The 16,083-nt window shown below is 62.1% G+C and carries 13 protein-coding genes and 1 pseudogene; 10 read left to right on the forward strand and 4 right to left on the reverse strand.

What is annotated here, in order from left to right:
• Positions 1 to 65: 65 nt before the first annotated feature.
• Positions 66 to 2,804 (reverse strand): PAS domain S-box protein, encoded by a 2,739-nt coding sequence (locus KOM00_RS03475; RefSeq protein ID WP_216497440.1) that lies wholly within the window; start codon positions 2,802 to 2,804, stop codon positions 66 to 68.
• A 286-nt stretch (positions 2,805 to 3,090) separates the two neighbouring features.
• On the opposite strand from KOM00_RS03475, the gene KOM00_RS03480 reads away from it, so the two are divergent.
• From KOM00_RS03480 to KOM00_RS03490, 3 genes and pseudogenes are all read left to right on the forward strand, one after another.
• Positions 3,091 to 6,735: a DUF748 domain-containing protein gene (locus tag KOM00_RS03480; RefSeq protein WP_216497441.1), complete on the forward strand. Its 3,645-nt coding sequence runs from the start codon at positions 3,091 to 3,093 to the stop codon at positions 6,733 to 6,735.
• 158 nt (positions 6,736 to 6,893) lie between these two features.
• Positions 6,894 to 6,989, forward strand: a pseudogene (locus KOM00_RS20980) (DUF4160 domain-containing protein); the annotation flags it as partial.
• A gap of 37 nt (positions 6,990 to 7,026) precedes the next feature.
• The gene (locus KOM00_RS03490) at positions 7,027 to 7,320 is read left to right on the forward strand and encodes a DUF2442 domain-containing protein (protein ID WP_216497442.1); all 294 of its coding nucleotides are present in this window, start codon (positions 7,027 to 7,029) and stop codon (positions 7,318 to 7,320) included.
• Between the two features lie 64 nt (positions 7,321 to 7,384).
• Here KOM00_RS03490 and KOM00_RS03495 read toward each other — a convergent pair whose 3' ends face one another.
• The 3 genes from KOM00_RS03495 to KOM00_RS03505 all read right to left on the reverse strand — a co-directional run bounded on the left by KOM00_RS03495 (position 7,385) and on the right by KOM00_RS03505 (position 9,118).
• On the reverse strand, positions 7,385 to 7,546 hold the full coding sequence (locus tag KOM00_RS03495) for a hypothetical protein (RefSeq protein ID WP_216497443.1): 162 nt from the start codon (positions 7,544 to 7,546) through the stop codon (positions 7,385 to 7,387).
• A gap of 65 nt (positions 7,547 to 7,611) precedes the next feature.
• Complete coding sequence (locus KOM00_RS03500; RefSeq protein WP_216497444.1) at positions 7,612 to 8,037, reverse strand: low affinity iron permease family protein; 426 nt, start codon at positions 8,035 to 8,037, stop codon at positions 7,612 to 7,614.
• Positions 8,038 to 8,098: 61 nt separating this feature from the next.
• Positions 8,099 to 9,118 (reverse strand): hypothetical protein, encoded by a 1,020-nt coding sequence (locus tag KOM00_RS03505; protein ID WP_216497445.1) that lies wholly within the window; start codon positions 9,116 to 9,118, stop codon positions 8,099 to 8,101.
• Positions 9,119 to 9,373: 255 nt separating this feature from the next.
• Here KOM00_RS03505 and KOM00_RS03510 point away from each other — a divergent pair, with 255 nt between their 5' ends.
• The 7 genes from KOM00_RS03510 to KOM00_RS03540 all read left to right on the forward strand — a co-directional run bounded on the left by KOM00_RS03510 (position 9,374) and on the right by KOM00_RS03540 (position 16,023).
• The gene (locus KOM00_RS03510; RefSeq protein WP_216497446.1) at positions 9,374 to 10,540 is read left to right on the forward strand and encodes a PQQ-dependent sugar dehydrogenase; all 1,167 of its coding nucleotides are present in this window, start codon (positions 9,374 to 9,376) and stop codon (positions 10,538 to 10,540) included.
• 121 nt (positions 10,541 to 10,661) lie between these two features.
• Positions 10,662 to 11,009, forward strand: coding sequence for a helix-turn-helix domain-containing protein (locus tag KOM00_RS03515; RefSeq protein ID WP_216497447.1), 348 nt, complete (start codon positions 10,662 to 10,664; stop codon positions 11,007 to 11,009).
• A gap of 34 nt (positions 11,010 to 11,043) precedes the next feature.
• Positions 11,044 to 11,934: a LysR family transcriptional regulator gene (locus KOM00_RS03520; RefSeq protein WP_216497448.1), complete on the forward strand. Its 891-nt coding sequence runs from the start codon at positions 11,044 to 11,046 to the stop codon at positions 11,932 to 11,934.
• An 82-nt stretch (positions 11,935 to 12,016) separates the two neighbouring features.
• Positions 12,017 to 12,937: an AEC family transporter gene (locus tag KOM00_RS03525; RefSeq protein WP_216497449.1), complete on the forward strand. Its 921-nt coding sequence runs from the start codon at positions 12,017 to 12,019 to the stop codon at positions 12,935 to 12,937.
• A 209-nt stretch (positions 12,938 to 13,146) separates the two neighbouring features.
• A complete protein-coding gene (locus tag KOM00_RS03530; protein WP_216497450.1) occupies positions 13,147 to 14,502 on the forward strand; it encodes a sigma-54-dependent transcriptional regulator in 1,356 nt (451 codons plus the stop codon).
• Positions 14,503 to 14,705: 203 nt separating this feature from the next.
• The gene (locus tag KOM00_RS03535; RefSeq protein ID WP_216497451.1) at positions 14,706 to 14,912 is read left to right on the forward strand and encodes a Franean1_4349 family RiPP; all 207 of its coding nucleotides are present in this window, start codon (positions 14,706 to 14,708) and stop codon (positions 14,910 to 14,912) included.
• Positions 14,913 to 14,922: 10 nt separating this feature from the next.
• A complete protein-coding gene (locus KOM00_RS03540) occupies positions 14,923 to 16,023 on the forward strand; it encodes an HD domain-containing phosphohydrolase (RefSeq protein ID WP_216497452.1) in 1,101 nt (366 codons plus the stop codon).
• Positions 16,024 to 16,083 lie beyond the last annotated feature (60 nt).

Below are 16,083 nucleotides of genomic sequence, written 5' to 3' on the forward strand. Positions count from 1 at the left end.
GGTTGACGACAAGGGAAACGATCTCTACAAGAAGATCACGGCGAAGGGGAAGACGGCATGCCCCGTCAAACCTGTTCCAGCACCTCGCGCAGCTTGGCCGCCAGCACGGGGAGCGAAAAGGGCTTCTGGATGAAGAAGAGCCCGTCATCGATGACGCCGTGGTGGGCGATGATGTCGGCGGTATAGCCGGACATGAACAGGCACTTAAGGCGTGGATGCCCCTTGGTCACCGCGCCCGCCAGGTCCCGGCCGTTCATCTCGGGCATCACCACGTCCGTCATCAAGAGGTCGATGGAGCCCGGCCCCCTCTGCGCCAGGCGGATCGCCTCGCTGGGCGACCCCGCCGTCAGGACCACGTAACCAAGGCTCTCCAACAGCATGGTGGTCATCTGCAAAATGGCCGGTTCGTCCTCCACCAGCAGGATCGTCTCCCGACCGCGCGGCAGTTCCTGCACCTCCTCCTGCGTTGTCCCGGCTTCATCAGCACCGGAATGCCTCGGTATGTGGATGGTGAAGGTCGCCCCCTGCCCCGGCTCGCTGACGACGTTGACGAAACCCTTGTTCTGGGTGACGATGCCGTAGATGGTGGCGAGGCCGAGCCCGGTCCCGGCGCCCACCCCCTTGGTGGTGAAGAACGGTTCGAAGATATGGCTCAACGTTTCCCTGTCCATCCCCTCCCCGTCATCGCTTACCGAGATCCAGACGTACTCTCCGTGAGCTGCTTCGGGGCGGTGCAGCCGGTAGCTGTCATCGACGCTGACGATGCCGGTCCTGATGGTGATGTTGCCGACGCTGGCGATGGCGTCACGGGCGTTGACGCAGAGGTTGGCCATGATCTGGTCGATCTGGGACCGGTCCATCTTTACCGGCCAGATCTTGCTTCCCGGTTGCCAGCAGAGATGGATCTCCTCGCCGATCAGCCGCTGCAGCATCTTCAACATCCCCGCGATGGTCTCGTTCAGGTCCAGCACCTGGGGCTTGATGGCCTGCTTGCGGGCAAAGGCCAGCAACTGTCGGGTGAGATCGGCTGACCGTTCCGCCGCCTTGTAGATCTCCTGCAGGTGAAGGTGGATCGGCTCCCCCTGCGCGGTATCCATGAGCCCCAGGCCGGCATGCCCGATGATCACCCCCAGCATGTTGTTGAAATCATGGGCCACGCCCCCCGCCAGCCGCCCGATCGACTCCATCCTCTGGGCCTGTTGCAGCTGGTTCTCGAGGGTCACCCGTTCCTCCTCGGACCACTTGCGCATCAGCGCCGCACCCACGTACGCCGCGATCCCCTCCAGGTGCTGCAACGACTCAGGCGTGAAGCGGTCCTTTTGATGATCGTTGCACTGGATCAGGCCGACGATCTTGTCCTTGTAGCGGATGGGGACCAGTGCCATGGAGGCGTACTTGCGGTGCATGCAGACGTTGCGCGGATTGTGGCGCGGATCCTGGGCGGGGGGGACCCCCAGGAGCAGAGACGAGTCGTTGGTCCAGAAGCTCCCCCCCGGGGTGACGTTGGGATGCCCCTGCGGTACCTGCCCCGAGATCACCAAGCCGCAGGTGCATTCCAGGCGCACCTTGCCGTCCTGGTCCCTGCAGAGCCCGCCATCCGCCGAACGCTCCACCAGCGTATTTTCCAGTTCGAGCATCGCCTGCGGAAATCCCGACTGGGACCAATAGGGGTAGTCCTCCCCCTCCTGCAGGCGAATCCCCACCGCGGCAAGATCGAGCTTCACCTTGAGCAGGTCGATGACGCGCTGCACCGCCCCCTTCAGGTCTCCCGGCTCGTTCAGGACCTGCAGCACCTCCCTGCTCACCTCTCTACGCGTCTCCGACAGCTTGCGTTCGGTAATGTCCTGGTCCATCCCCCGGTACCCCAGGAAGTTGCCGTGCCCGTCGAAGTACGGTACGCCGCTGGTCTCCAGCACCACCAGCCGACCGTCCTTGTGCCGGTTGCTGTTTTCCAGCCTGTGAAACGACTCCCGCCTGGAGCTGATCCCGGCGAAGATGGCCCCGATGCGGGACGCTTCCTCCTCGGGCATGAGGTCGAAAGGTGTTTTGCCGATCACCTCCTCCGGTGCGTAGCCGAGCAGTTCCTTTACCTGCGGGCTGGCAAAGGTGTAACAGGCGTTGGTGTCGACCTCCCAGATCCAGTTATGCGACGACTCGATCAGGTTTAGGTGACGCGTTTCCTTTTCCTGCAGCCCCCGGTGCATCCTCTCGAAGTAGATGAGGATCATGCCGATGGCGATGCCGGTGGCAAGGACGCTGCCGATGAGAAACCCCCAGGGGGCGAACCATTCTATGGGGCGCAGCAGCGGGTAGTCTGCCTGGTGGATCCCCCAGGCGATAAAGAGCCAGCCGACCACTCGGCTGGCGGTCTCGCCCTGCTCGGCATGCTTCAACACCTGGATGCCGATGTGGATGTAGGTGAAGGCCAGGAAGGCGAAGATGGGGATGATGGTGTACAGGGTCGACATTCCCGCCGACACCGTGCCGACGGCCCACAGGGCCAGCAGAGTGCCGGTGCTGGCGAACCCACGCCGGGGGGGGCTGCCGATGAAATTCCTGGTGCCCGCCAGCAGGATGACCGCGCTGGCGATGATGCAGAGGTAGTTGATTTCCTTGAAAACCAGGTTGGCAGGCCAGAGGACCGTGAGGATGAGAAACAGGTACCTGCAGACGTGTACTCCCCACGCGAATGCCCACAGTTTCAGGAAGCGCTCTTTGTAGCGGGAGTAGAGGTAGACATTAACCAGCGCCAGTACCGTCACCGAACTGGCAGTCGCTATCGCTGCAATGATTATCCAAGGCATCCACTACCTCTAACAAGCACTTCGAATCGGTCAGATCTACACGCTCTTGCAGCCTTCAAACAGTCGAATTAAGATACTAGCCAAATAAATGTGAATTACCACCCTTTTGTTTCAGCCCGCAAGAGTTTTTAAAGATAGTTTATGGTATTAGACTAAACTTGGCTTCGCATGGCTGTATCGGCGACCTCACCATACAGAGCGACAATGCGCAAATGTAGGATGCACTTTATCACAAAAGTGCTAAGTTATAGTAAGCGGAACGACAACCAGACCATCGAGGTTTCCCTTGCCAAAGATCAGAAGATACGCCGTCATTTCAATAGCAGTAATTGCCGTCCTGGCTCTTTTCATTGCAACGATACTGCCCATCATCGTAAAAAATAAGGCGGTAGCGGCGATCGAGGATGCTACTGGGCGCGCGGCACGGATCGGCTCGGTCAGCATCAACCCGCTCACCCTGCACGTTGCGGTCAGGGACTTCGCCGTTGCCGAAAAGACGGGCCCGCCCCTGATCGCCTTCCGCGCGCTGGAGGCAACGGTCGCGCCGGCATCGATCTTCAAAAGGACGCTGATCCTCTCGGAACTCACCCTCGACACCCCGACCATCAACCTGGTGCGCACGGCCCCGAACCGCTTCAACTTCAGCGACATAATCGAGCGGCAACCCAAGGAAAAGCAGACCGAAAAAAAAGAACCGACGCGCTTTTCCCTCAACAACATCACCATCAAGAACGGGTCCATGGACTTTGACGACCGCATCGTCGACGGCGGCAGGAAACACAGCGTCCGCAGCCTCAACGTCGCGATACCGTTCATAAGCAACAGCCCGTATCTCGCCGAGAAGTACGTCGATCCGCGCGTTTCCGCGGTTATCAACGGCGCGCCCTTCAATTTCGCGGGAAAGCTGAAACCGCTCAGCAAGTCCTTGGAAACCTCTGTCCACATCGGACTAAAAGAGCTGAGCCTGCCCCAATACGTAGCCTACTCCCCCGTCAAGCCCCCCGTCGACCTCACCTCTGGGAAACTGACCGTCGATCTTGACCTCGCCTATCGCATCTCAGCCGACAAAAAACCGGAGCTGACCCTGAAGGGGGTGACCAGGGTCGATGGCGTCGCCGTCGATCTTCCGGGGGGGAAACCGTTGTTGCGCCTCCCCTTGCTGGAAGTAAAGGCGGCCAAACTGGAGGCGCTGGCCAGAAACTTCCAGTTCGAGTCCATCAGTGCCAGCGGCCTTGAGCTCTTCGTCGAGCGCAACCAGCGCGGGGAGTGGATGTACTCGCGGCTCATCCCCCCGGCCAAGAAACAGGAGGAACCGAAGAAGGCGACCGAGGCCGAGCAGAAGACGGTGCTCCTCGTCCCCTCTTTCTCCTTAAGCAAGGCGACCGTCCACTTCCGTGATGATCTGCCGAAGGGGGGCTTCAAGACCACGGTCTCGGACATCGAGCTCTCGGCGAGAAACGTCAGCACCGTGCCGGGAACGGCGGCTAGCTACCAGCTCTCGCTGAAACCCGACGACGGGGCAACGCTGAAAACGGAAGGGAAGTTTTCCGCCGCGCCGCTCAGCGTCACCTCGTCGCTCCAGCTTGCCGGGCTCAGACTCCAGCGCGCCTGGCCTTACCTGAGCCAGTACCTGACCGCGCCGGTGCAAGGCACCGTCGGATTGGCCGCGGAGGTCGGCTACAGCGAGTCCTCCGGCGTGACCCTTCAGAAAGGGAACCTCACGGTTGCCGGTCTTGCCGCCCGCTACGGCAGCAAGGAAGGCTTCGACCTCGCCGTTCTGCAGGTGAAGGACGCCTCCTTCGGACAGAGCGACAACCGCCTGGAGATCGGCGAGATCCGCCTGTCCCAGGGGAGCATGTCCCTGTCGAAAGAGGCCGACGGCAAGTTGTCACTCCTCTCATTGTTTGCCGACCAACCGGCTGCAAAGGCGCCCGCGCAAGCCTCGTCCCCCGTAGCAGCCTCACCGCGAAAAGGGACCTCGTCCCCCGTAGCTGGTTCACCGCGAAGGGGGACCTACGTCTTAAAGCAGCTCCAGCTGGAGAAGCTCAACTTCGCCTTCACCGACAAGACCTTCGAGGAGCCGCCGCGCTTCACCCTGCGCAACACGAACCTGACCCTCTCGAACCTGCAGGGGCCGAAGTTCGCGCCGGCGCCCCTGCGCTTCTCCGCGACCTACGGCAAGGGGGCCGCCCTCAAGTTGAACGGCACGGTTACCCCCGCTCCATTCCGCTACCGGGGGAACGTCGGCATCGCCCGGCTCCCCATCGCCGATTTCGAGCCGTATTTCCCCGACAGCTTCAATTTTTCCGTGATCGGAGGCTCACTCGACACCACGCTGAACCTTGACCTCGCGTTGAAGGACGGCAAGGCCAAGGGGAGCTTCCGGGGGAACGCGGGTGTGCGCGACTTCCACAGCATCGACGCCGTCGGCGATCAGGACCTCCTGAAATGGGAGAGCCTGCAGTTCGACGAGTTCCAGGGCAACTTCGATCCCTTCGTGCTGAACATCCGCGAGGTCGCGCTCAACGACGTCTACTCCCGCATCATCATCAGGAGGGACGGGACGCTGAACCTTCAAGACATGGTGAAGAAGGAGCCGGCCGCGCCTCCTGCCCCCCTCCCGGCAACGGTCCAGGCTCCCGCGCCAGCCGGTGTGAAACCGGCACCGGCAGCCGCCACTGTTGCCGCAGCGCAGGCGCCCGCAGCACAGGCGCCCGCAGCACAGCGGCAGGTCTCCGTCGGCAGCGTCACCATCCAGAACGGAACCCTGGCCTTCACGGACAACCACCTGCCCCAGACCTTCAACAGCACCTTCTACAACCTGGGCGGGCGGGTCAGCGGGCTTAGCTCCGAGGAATCGAAGTTCGCGGACGTCGACCTGCGCGGCAACCTGGAAAACCACTCGCCGATGCAGATCACGGGGAGGCTCAACCCGCTGCGGGACGACCTCTTCGTCGACCTCAAGGTCTCCTTCCGCGACATCGAGCTCTCCCCGGTGACACCGTACTCCGGCACCTATCTCGGGTACGCCATCGACAAGGGAAAGCTGTTCCTCGATCTCAAGTACCTCATCGAGAGAAAGCAGCTCACCTCGGAAAACAAGGTGTTCATCGATCAGTTCACCTTCGGCAAGAAAGTGGACAGCAGCCAGGCCACCAGCCTCCCGGTGAGGCTCGCCGTCGCCCTTTTGAAGGACCGCAACGGGGAGATCCATCTCGACCTGCCGGTCACTGGGCGCACCGACGATCCGCAGTTCAGCATCTGGGGCCTGATCGGTCAGGTGCTGAAGAACCTGCTGGTGAAGGCGGCCACGTCCCCCTTTGCCCTGCTCTCGTCGCTTGGCGGCAGCGGCCAGGATTTCAGCGTCATCAACTTCCAGCCCGGCTCCAGCGAACTGCCGGCGGACGAAGAAAAGAAGCTGACCCAGTTGGCCAAGGTCGTCGCCGACCGCCCGGGGCTCAAGCTCGAGATCAAGGGATTCGTGGATAAGGGGAAAGATCCGGAGGGGTATCGCCAGGAGCTCTTGACCCGCAAGGTGAAGAACGAGAAGTTCCTGCACCTGGTCAAGGAGCAGCAGACCAAGGAAGGGGAGAGCAGCGAGAACGTGCAGCTCTCCGCGGAAGAATATTCGAAATACCTGAAGGCGGTCTACAAGAAGGAGAAGTTTCCCAAGCCGCGCAACGCCCTGGGCATGGTGAAGGACCTCCCCGACAACGAGATGAAGAAGCTGATCGTCGCCAACACGGTGGTCGGGGAGAACGAATTGCAGTCGCTGGCGCGCGAGCGTAGCGCCAACGTGATCAAGTACCTGGTTGCCAAGGGGGGGCTGCCGCCGGAAAAACTGTTCCAGGCAAGCGACAACATCTACAAGGCACCCGAAAAAGAAACCGCCAACCGCAGCCGCGTCGAATTCAACGCCATAGCGAGATAGAGGAAGCCCCCCAGGCGACAAACGAAAACTCGCGGCAGCTTGCCAAAGATTGGCGGTTTTAGTAATCTGTCTTCGTCCTGCCGGAGGAACCCGTGAGTCCTACCGTTTTCAGGGAAGGCGGCTTTCGCTTCTTTTTCTTTTCACGCGAGGAATTGCGCATGCACATTCACGTGCACGGGCATTCGGGGGAAGCCAAGTTTTGGATGGAACCTCAAGTCGAGCTGGCAGAAAATTATGGCCTTTCCAAGAAGGAACTTGGCCTCGTCAAGAGGCTGATTCGGGAACACGAAAATGACATACGGCAGGCATGGCAAAGACATTTCCGACGTTGGAGTCACCAACGTTTCCACACATGGCTTTTGGCTTCTCGTCCACGAAAGGGAACTCTTTCTTCCCTTCGAAAAATTTCCCTGGTTCAAAGACGCCTCGATAGGAAGACTGGTGAACGTCAAACTCCTCTCTTCGGAGCACCTGTACTGGCCAGATCTGGACGTGGACCTGGAGTTACAAAGCATTCTGCACCCCGACAGGTTTCCTCTCGTCAGTACGACCATTGACGATCAAGCTTCCACCGCGAAGCCTTAGACCGCTACCATCTGCGTCCTTTCCAGCCGAGATCGTCCGCCCCAGCTAGTCCATTTGAAAGCAGCTACCGCTTCCTTTTCTTCTTCCGGCCCCTCTTCGCCTGGCCGCCGTGATCATGCTGCGGCTCGACGGTCTGCTGCTGATCGCTCTTCATGAACATGAACGGTATGATGACGATGGCGAAAAACGCCAGGATCGCCGCCAGTGCGATTAACGGTGTCGACATAATTCCCTCCCCAATACTTGTCATTGTCCACGGGCAGCCGGTCCGCTGCCACCAGCCACTGTCCCTTATACGGAAGGCGGAGCTGCCGCCTCCTGTTTTCTCCCCTCGCGCAAGGCGTTGCGCGCATCTTGCGCCAGCTTCAAATAGCTCTGCCGGATCGCCTCGAGATCCTTCTCGTCCAGTTCCTCCATGTTGAGGAGTGCGTTGTTCGCCCCGTCCAGCGACCGGATGATCTCGTCCAGCTTGAGCTGAATGGCCGCGGAATCGCGGTTCTGGGTGTTCTGGATCACGAAGACCATCAAAAAGGTGATGATCGTGGTGCCGGTATTGATGACCAGTTGCCAGGTGTCGCTGAACTTGAATATAGGCCCCGTTGCCGCCCAGACCACGATGATCGCCAGGGCGAATATGAAGGAGGACGGGTGCCCCGAGGTGTGTGAGGCCCAGGTGGCGAAGCGGCTGAAACGGGACATGGTTTCGCGGTGTTTCACGTCTCCTCCTGCTCATTCATGTGCCGAGGCCTGCGGCGGCAGCCTTTCGCGCGCCTCGCGGTCACTTGCCCCTCGGCTTCGCCGGCGTTTTCGAGGCCGGGTGCTGATTCTGCTGGCTGGCCCCCTCCCCCGTCCTGAAATTGCCGCCCGCCTCCCGGTCGCGGCGGACGATTGCCGCCACCTCCGCATCGCTCAGATCCGGGTCCCTGCCGGCGTCGGCGACCACCCAAAGGCCGTCGCGCTGCTCGCACCTGATCACGAAGGCCCAGTGCCGGGACTGATCATCGGAAAGGATGATGTGCTGGACGGGCATCGACTCGGTGAGATTCGGGTCGACGGAAGGATCCTTGTCGTGTACCCGGAAGAACTGGGAAGCCGTGGCCGATTTGCCGAACAGCCGTTCCCGAAGCGCCATTGCCTGGTCCTTCGTGTAACGGACCCGGGTGGTTCGGTACAGGTCGTTCAGGGGGCCGCCGTTGGCCAGAGCCAGGATGTACTGGCTGGCGGCGCTCCCCGGTCCGTAGGCGGATCCTACCCGGCTTTCCGGCAATTCGGAAACAAAGGAGATCCGGTACGCAACAGGCGTGGTGCTCTCGGTACTGAGCCTGACAAAGCCCCGCGGAACCTTCCGAATGCGGGCCAGGTCGGTGATGGAAATCATGGACGTCTCGATCAACTTGGCCCCGTTTTGCGGCGCGACGCTTTTGCGGGACCAGGGGCCGGGAGCCGAATCGTTGCCCGCTGCCCCGATGGCGTCCTCGATCAACAGCGGACCGGTCGATCCGATGCGGATGTAGCCGGGACCGTCTTCGGCAGCCAAGAGGTACCAGCTTTTCATGCCGGCCACGATCACGCCGTCCACGGGAGCGCCCCCGACACTTAAAGCCTTGGCGGTGGCAAGCGAGTTGTTGGCGGTGGTAACTGCGAGCGTTTGGCCGGTCGCCCCCGCAGGAGTGACCGCTTCGTCCGCCTCGACCAGTATCCCCGGCTCCAGCCACCATGCCGTCACCGCACGTGCGGGTGGAGACAAGAAGAACGTGAGCGTAACCGCCATGACAACGTTGAGCATCCACTTATTCATAATCCCCCCTTGGCATCACGCGCCGGCACGGAACGAGTTCTCCCCCCCTTCGGCAGGCGCAGCATACCACGCTTCGTTAATCACTATCAATGTAAATATGTGAACTCGCCCCCCGTTCATCGTCTCTGCGAGGGAGCCGAGGCGTGGCCGACCGCTCGGCACAATGCGGGAAATCGTCTGCGTGGACATGGTCTCCATGCCGGATATACTTGCCGCGTTCTCTGCCGCGCACTCAAACCAGCCCGGGAGGTGTCTATGAACTGCAAGAGAGCTTCACGGCGAACGGCTGCCGTGCTCTGTACCATCGCCGTTTCGCTCTGCTTTGCCGTCTGCGCCGTTAGCTGTCATGCCGCGTCATCCGCCAGCGCCATTTTCCCCGCCAAACTCGTCCTGACGCCGGTGGTCGAGGGGCTCAAACAGCCCACCGCCATCGTCAGCGCCAGAGACGGCAGCAAGCGGCTCTTCGTCCTCGAGCAACAGGGCAGGATCAGGATCATCCGCAACGGGACCCTCGACCCCGTCCCGTTTCTGGACATCACCTCCCTGGTGAAGTCCGGGGGCGAGCGGGGGCTGCTCGGCCTCGCCTTCCCCCCCGACTTCGCCACCAGGAAAACCTTCTACGTCGACTACACCAACAGGACCGGCATCGGCAACACGGTGATCGCCAGCTTCAAGGCGGGCGAAAAGCCCGACGTCGCCGATCCCGCCAGTCGGAAACAACTCCTCACCATCGTCCAGCCCTACGCCAACCACAACGGAGGCCAGCTCGCCTTCGGGCCCGACGGCATGCTCTACATCGGCATGGGGGACGGCGGCAGCGGCGGCGACCCCCACGGCAACGGGCAGCGGCTCGACACCCTGCTCGGCAAGATACTGCGCATCGACGTGAGCTCGGACACGGCTCCCTACCGGCTGCCGAAAAATCCCTTCGGCAACGAGATCTGGGCCTACGGCCTGCGCAACCCCTGGCGCTTCTCCTTCGACCGCGGCACCGGCGACCTCTACATCGCCGACGTCGGGCAGGACGAGGTGGAGGAGATCGACTTCCAGCCCGCCGGCTCCGGGGCCGGCGCCAACTACGGCTGGAACGTCATGGAGGGGGATCGCTGCTTCAAGAGTCCCAACTGCAAGAAGACAGCCCTCACCCTCCCCGTCGCCGTCTACCGGCATGGCCATGGGGACTGCTCGGTTACCGGCGGTTACGTCTATCGCGGCAAGATCGAGGCCCTGCGCGGCATCTACCTGTACGGGGATTTCTGCAGCGGCCGCATCTGGGGGCTGCGCAGGGTCGGCGGGAAGTGGCAGACCAGGCTCTTGATCGACACCCCATACGCCATCTCCACCTTCGGTGAGGATGATGACGGCGAAGTCTACCTCGCCGACTACGGCAGCGGCACCATCTTCCGCATCGGAGAAAGATGACCGCCGTCACGGAACAGCGGACAACCGACCTTGCATGAAAGTTATAATAGGTTATAATATTTGGAAGTGGTTTGCCGGCCCAAGCCGGTCAGGCAGGGCATCGAAGAGATAAGGAAACGAGATGAGCGAACACACTGAGTACCAGATCATAGAACACGCTGGACAGCCGGCGTTCGTTCTGGTTCCCTGGGAAGAATTCCAACGCATTCGCCCCATTTTAGAGGCGGGGAAAGCACAGAGCGCCGGAATCCCTCAGGCCGTGGTCGAAGCCCATGTCCTGCACGACATGTCCCTCATCAAGGCTTGGCGGGAAGAACTTGGCCTGACCCAGGACGAGCTCGCCAGACGGCTCAACGTGTCGCAAGCCGCCGTCGCCAAGTTCGAACAACCGAACGCACGTCCACGTATGGCAACGCTGAGAAAGATTGCCGTCGCACTGGGAATCACCATAGAACAGCTGCACATCTGACCGCACCCCATCCACAAATGCTTCGGAGCCCCTGATGTCCCTGCGCAGCCTTCGCATCCTCACCGCCATCGCCAGCAAAGGAAGTTTCGCCGCGGCGGCGGAACAACTCTGCCTGACCCAATCGGCCATCAGCCTGCAGATGAAAAACCTGGAAGAAGAACTGGGCGTGCCGCTCTTCGAGCGAACCGGCAGGGGCACCAGGCTGAACCTGAACGGGAAGCTGGTCGTGCAACGGGCCCGGGAGATCCTCGACCTCTACGACGGCATCAAGAGCGAGCTCTCCCCGTCGGGCGCCATCAAGGGGGTGCTGACCCTGGGTGCTGTCCCCACGGTAATCACCGGGCCGCTCCCCCCCGTGCTGGGACGCCTGCGCCAGGATCACCAGGAGATGCAGGTGCGGCTCGTCTCCGGCCTGTCGGCGGAACTGGTGCGGCAGGTCGAGGAGGGGGACCTCGACGCGGCCCTGACCACCGAGCCGCCGTTTTCCGTCCCTGAGCAGTTCCAGTGGCGGGTGTACGACGAGGAGCCGTTCTTCGTGGTCGCCCCCAAGGGGGGCGAAGTCGCCACGGTCGCCGAGCTCTTCGCGGCGTATCCCTTCGTCCGCTTCGACAAGACGGCCTGGGCGGGCGCCCTCGTCGACGGACAGCTGCTGGCGCAGGGGATCCGCCCGCGCGAGGTGATGGAGTTCGATTCGCTGGAAGCGGCGATGAGCCTGGTGGAAGAGGGGCTGGGGATCGCCGTGATGCCGCTGAACCGGCTACGGCTCAGGGAGGCGAAAAGGCATTTCACGCTGACCCCGTTCGGCACTCCCCAGTTGGCCAGGAGGGTCGGCATGTACCAGAAACGCCACCATCCGCGCCTTGCGCTCACCCAACTGGTGCTGGACGAGCTCCGCCGCGCGTGCGGTTACTTTAAAAAAACTTGAGCGTCGCGCAAGTATTATGAACTTTTTCGCCATGTGACACCCGTGCTACTCTCTATCCACTGCGATGCAGAAGGAGAGTAGCTTGATCACCATAGCAAACGCCCTCACCCCCGTGCTCTCCCTGATACTGGTCGGCTTCCTGATCAGGCGCAGCGAGTTCCTTTCCCCTTCCTTCTGGCCCTCGGCAGAGCGGCTCACCTACTTCCTGCTGATGCCCGCCGCCCTCATCCACAGCCTCGCCGGCAAGAAAATCGGTTCACTCCCCTGGTTCGGCATCCTCCTTACCGTCGAGGGGGTCGTTGCCGCCAGTGCGCTCCTGGTCATCCTGTGGGGCGCCGCCAACCGGCGCATGGGAGGGGGCGTGTTCACCTCGCTGTTCCAGGGGGGCGTCCGTTTCAACACCTTCGTGGCCCTGGCCCTGGCCGAAAGCCTGTTCGGCAAGGACGGCCTCTTCCTCGCGGCCCTGGGCGCGGGGTTCATGATCGTGCTCATCAACGTGCTCTGCGTCTCCGCCTTCTCGTTGACCGTCGGCAGCGGCGGAGGGCTCGACCTGCGACGCCTGGCGGCCGACCTCGTGCGCAACCCGCTCATCATCGGCTGCCTGGTGGGGATAGGCGTCAACGCCTCGGGGTGGCAGCTCCCGGCCGCGGTGGACGGAACAGTGGCGTTGGCTGGGAAAGCGGCCTTCCCGGTGGGACTCATGGCCGTGGGGGCGGCTTACCGGGCAGGGAACCTGGCCCGGCACTGGCAACCGCTGTTGGTGAGCTGCGGCATCCAGTTTCTCTGCAAGCCGGTGCTCGCCTGGTCGCTCGCCACGGCAACCGGCCTGACCGGCGCGGCGGCCGGGGCTGTGCTGCTGCTTTTCAGCGTCCCCACGTCGCCCGCCTCCTACATCCTCTCCCGCCAGATGGGTGGCGACCACGACAGCATGGCCTCCATCATCACCGCGCAGACCTGCCTCTCCTTCTTCACGCTCCCTGTCACGGTGTGGGTGCTGCTCTGAGCCATCCGCACCGGCTCTGCCTCTGTTTCCCCCCTCCTCATCGCTAATCCGCAAAGCATTGATTCCCACCTATTGATTCAAGATAGACAAAAATGATCCGATACGCTCTGAAAGAGTAAAACTTTTACTTTCATATCCGGCGCAGCTGTCGCTCTCTTTGTCCAGGATGGGACCTGCCGGTGCCAATAAAAGCAGTTTCGGCGGTTACTATGACAGAATCACGGGTGTTACTAGTCGACGATGATCCCATTTCCCTCGCGATCATCGAAAAGCAGCTGGCAAGCCAGGGAATGAGCGCCCTCACCGCGGCAAGCGGGCAGGAGGGACTGGCCTTGCTGGCAAAGGAAAAGGTGGCCCTGGTAATCTCCGACCTGGTCATGCCGGAGATGGACGGCATCGCCTTCATGCACGCGGCCAGGGAGCGGTTTCCTTCCCTCACCTTCATCATGCTCACCGCAGCCGGCAGTATCGAGTCCGCGGTGGCGGCGATGAAGGAAGGGGCCTTCGACTACCTGGAGAAACCGTGCAAGGGGGACGCCTTTCAACTCGCGATACGACGGGCGCTGGAATTCGGCCGCCTCTCGGGGCAAAACGCCCAGCTTCTGGAACATTTTCAGGAGAAGTTCAGCTTCCAGAACATCGTGACCCAATCGCCGGTCTTTCGGCGCGTGCTGGAAGTGGCGGGGAAGGCCGCCGCCTCCCCGCGCACCACCATCTGCCTGACCGGCGAGAGCGGCACCGGAAAGGAGGTGCTCGCCAAGGCGATACACTGCACCTCCGGCGCCCTGCCGGGGACCTTCGTGGCGGTGAACTGCGCCGCCATACCCGAGGCTTTGCTGGAGAGCGAGCTGTTCGGCCATGTCAGGGGCGCCTTCACCGGCGCGGACCGGGACCGGGAGGGAAAGTTCTCCCTGGCGCAGGGGGGAACGGTGCTGCTCGACGAGATCGGCGACATGCCGCCCAGCCTGCAGGCCAAGCTGCTACGCGTCCTCGAGGAGCGCAGCTTCGAAAAGATAGGCTCCAACAAGGCAATTCCTGCCGACTTCCGGATCATCGCCGCCACCCACCGGGACTTGGCCGAGATGGTGCGCAAGGGGGAGTTCCGCGAGGACCTGTACCACAGGATCAACGTGGTCCCGCTCATAATCCCCCCCTTGCGCGAGCGCAGGGAAGACATCCCGCTGCTGGTCGACTTTTTCATCAACCTCTTCAGGCAGCACCAGGGCAAGGCCCTGCCGGGCGTCTCCAGGAAGGCCCTGGGGGTGATGATGGAGTACTCGTGGCCGGGCAACATCCGCGAGCTGAGAAACGTTCTGGAGTACGCGACCATCCTGGTCTCCAACGAACTGATCCGGCCGGAACACCTGAGGCTCGCCGGCAGCGATGCCCAAAGCCGCCCGGACCCGGGTGTGATGGTGGAATACCACCTGCAGCTCCCCCCCGACGAGCTGTCCCTGCGTGCCATCACGGACCGGGTGCTGACACTGACGCTGGAGCGCTGCGGCGGCAACAAGTCGCGGGCGGCGGAGCTGCTCAAGGTGAACCGCAAGATGTTCTACAGCTAAAGCCGGTGCACGCTTCGCCCGGAAAGCCCGGTCTGTCCCGATTGCGCCCACCTTGTCCGCAAAAAGGCCACTGCGCGCGGGCCAATTCCCGTCAACCTGCCGGAAAATGCCGTCCCGATTCTTTGGCACTCTATGTGTAAATGCCTTTTCCGGCGATCGGGCAATCGCCGCGAGAATCGCAGCACAGGGTTAAGGGAGGAAGGATGTCGCAAGAATCAGTGGAAAAGTTTCTGGGGCGTCTCATCACGGACGACAACTTTCGGCGGCAGGCAACGGCCTCGTTGGAACGCGCCGCCCTGCAGGCGGGGCTGATCATGTCCGCCGCGGAAATCACAGCGTTGCAGCGCCTGGATCTCGACCTGCTGGCCGCCCTGGCCGACTCTGTCGACGACAGCGTGCTGAGAAGTTAGGGAGACGAAGATGTTCGAAAACGTACGGGTGATCCTGGCGGAAAATGATCCCCTCAACCTCGGCATGCTCGAGCAGATGCTGCAGCAGTTCGAATGCACGCTGATCAAGGCCGGCAACGGTCAGGAGGTCATCGATGCCATCTCGGCCCACCCCCAGGTGGACCTGGTCGTCATGGACCTGAACATGCCGGTATTGGACGGTTACGAGGTGCTGCGCCGGATCAAGCAGGACGTGCACTGGCACGACATTCCGGTGGTCATGGCGACCGCGGACGGCGAGGAGGTGGCAGCCGTGCTGGAACTGGGCGCCAACGACTTCCTCGCCAAGCCGTTCAACCTCTGCGAACTGCGCCACCGGGTCATGAACCAGATCCGGAACAAGAGGCTCGCGGACTTTGCCAGCAACACCAACGCCGTCCTTGAGATGGAAGTGGCCAAAAGAACCGCGGCCCTGCAGCAGGCGCTGGCCAGGGCCCTGCAGAGCGAGTACGAGATCTCGCTGCGCCTGGGCCGGGCGGCCGAGTTCAGGGACCAGGAGACCGGATCACACCTCAAGTGCATCAGCCAGCTTTCCAAGCGCCTGGCCCAGCTGGCCCGCATCCCCGGCGAGGAGTGCGATCTTCTCTACTTCGCCTCGCTGCTGCACGACGTGGGAAAGATCGGCATCCCCGACGCCATACTGCTCAAGCCGGGCAAGCTCTTGCCGGACGAGTTCGAAACCATGAAGGAGCACACGGTGATCGGCGGGAAGATCATGTCCGGGGCGAGGGACTACCCGGTCATCGAGGCAGGCAGGATCATCGCGCTGCAGCACCACGAGAAATGGGACGGCACCGGCTACCCCTACGGCCTGAAGGGGGAGGAAATCCACATCTTCGCCCGGGTGGTTTCCATCGTGGACGTGTTCGATGCCCTCTTGACCGAGAGGGTCTACAAGAGGGCCTTCACCGTGGAAGAGACCACCGCGATCATGATGGACGAAAGCGGCAAGGCCTTCGACCCGCAACTGCTCGAGCTATTCTTCGAGCATGTCGACGAATTCCTGGCCCTCCAGGGAAGGATCCACGCCGACGCGGTTTCGGTCACGAGCATCACCGACATCATCCGCTAGCCCCTCCTCGCCCCACCGGTGCAGAGTAGCCCCGAAGGCGCAGGCTTCGCCCCCCCCCTT

Source organism: Geomonas diazotrophica, assembly GCF_018919385.1.
GTDB lineage: Bacteria > Desulfobacterota > Desulfuromonadia > Geobacterales > Geobacteraceae > Geomonas > Geomonas diazotrophica.

Bases quoted from the DNA above. Each gene is read 5' to 3' on its own strand.
- KOM00_RS03475 (WP_216497440.1), bottom strand. From the start codon at position 2,804: ATGCCTTGGATAATCATTGCAGCGATAGCGACTGCCAGTTCGGTGACG.
- KOM00_RS03490 (WP_216497442.1), top strand. From the start codon at position 7,027: ATGACATACGGCAGGCATGGCAAAGACATTTCCGACGTTGGAGTCACC.
- KOM00_RS03495 (WP_216497443.1), bottom strand. From the start codon at position 7,546: ATGTCGACACCGTTAATCGCACTGGCGGCGATCCTGGCGTTTTTCGCC.
- KOM00_RS03505 (WP_216497445.1), bottom strand. From the start codon at position 9,118: ATGAATAAGTGGATGCTCAACGTTGTCATGGCGGTTACGCTCACGTTC.
- KOM00_RS03510 (WP_216497446.1), top strand. From the start codon at position 9,374: ATGAACTGCAAGAGAGCTTCACGGCGAACGGCTGCCGTGCTCTGTACC.
- KOM00_RS03515 (WP_216497447.1), top strand. From the start codon at position 10,662: ATGAGCGAACACACTGAGTACCAGATCATAGAACACGCTGGACAGCCG.
- KOM00_RS03520 (WP_216497448.1), top strand. From the start codon at position 11,044: ATGTCCCTGCGCAGCCTTCGCATCCTCACCGCCATCGCCAGCAAAGGA.
- KOM00_RS03530 (WP_216497450.1), top strand. From the start codon at position 13,147: ATGACAGAATCACGGGTGTTACTAGTCGACGATGATCCCATTTCCCTC.
- KOM00_RS03535 (WP_216497451.1), top strand. From the start codon at position 14,706: ATGTCGCAAGAATCAGTGGAAAAGTTTCTGGGGCGTCTCATCACGGAC.
- KOM00_RS03540 (WP_216497452.1), top strand. From the start codon at position 14,923: ATGTTCGAAAACGTACGGGTGATCCTGGCGGAAAATGATCCCCTCAAC.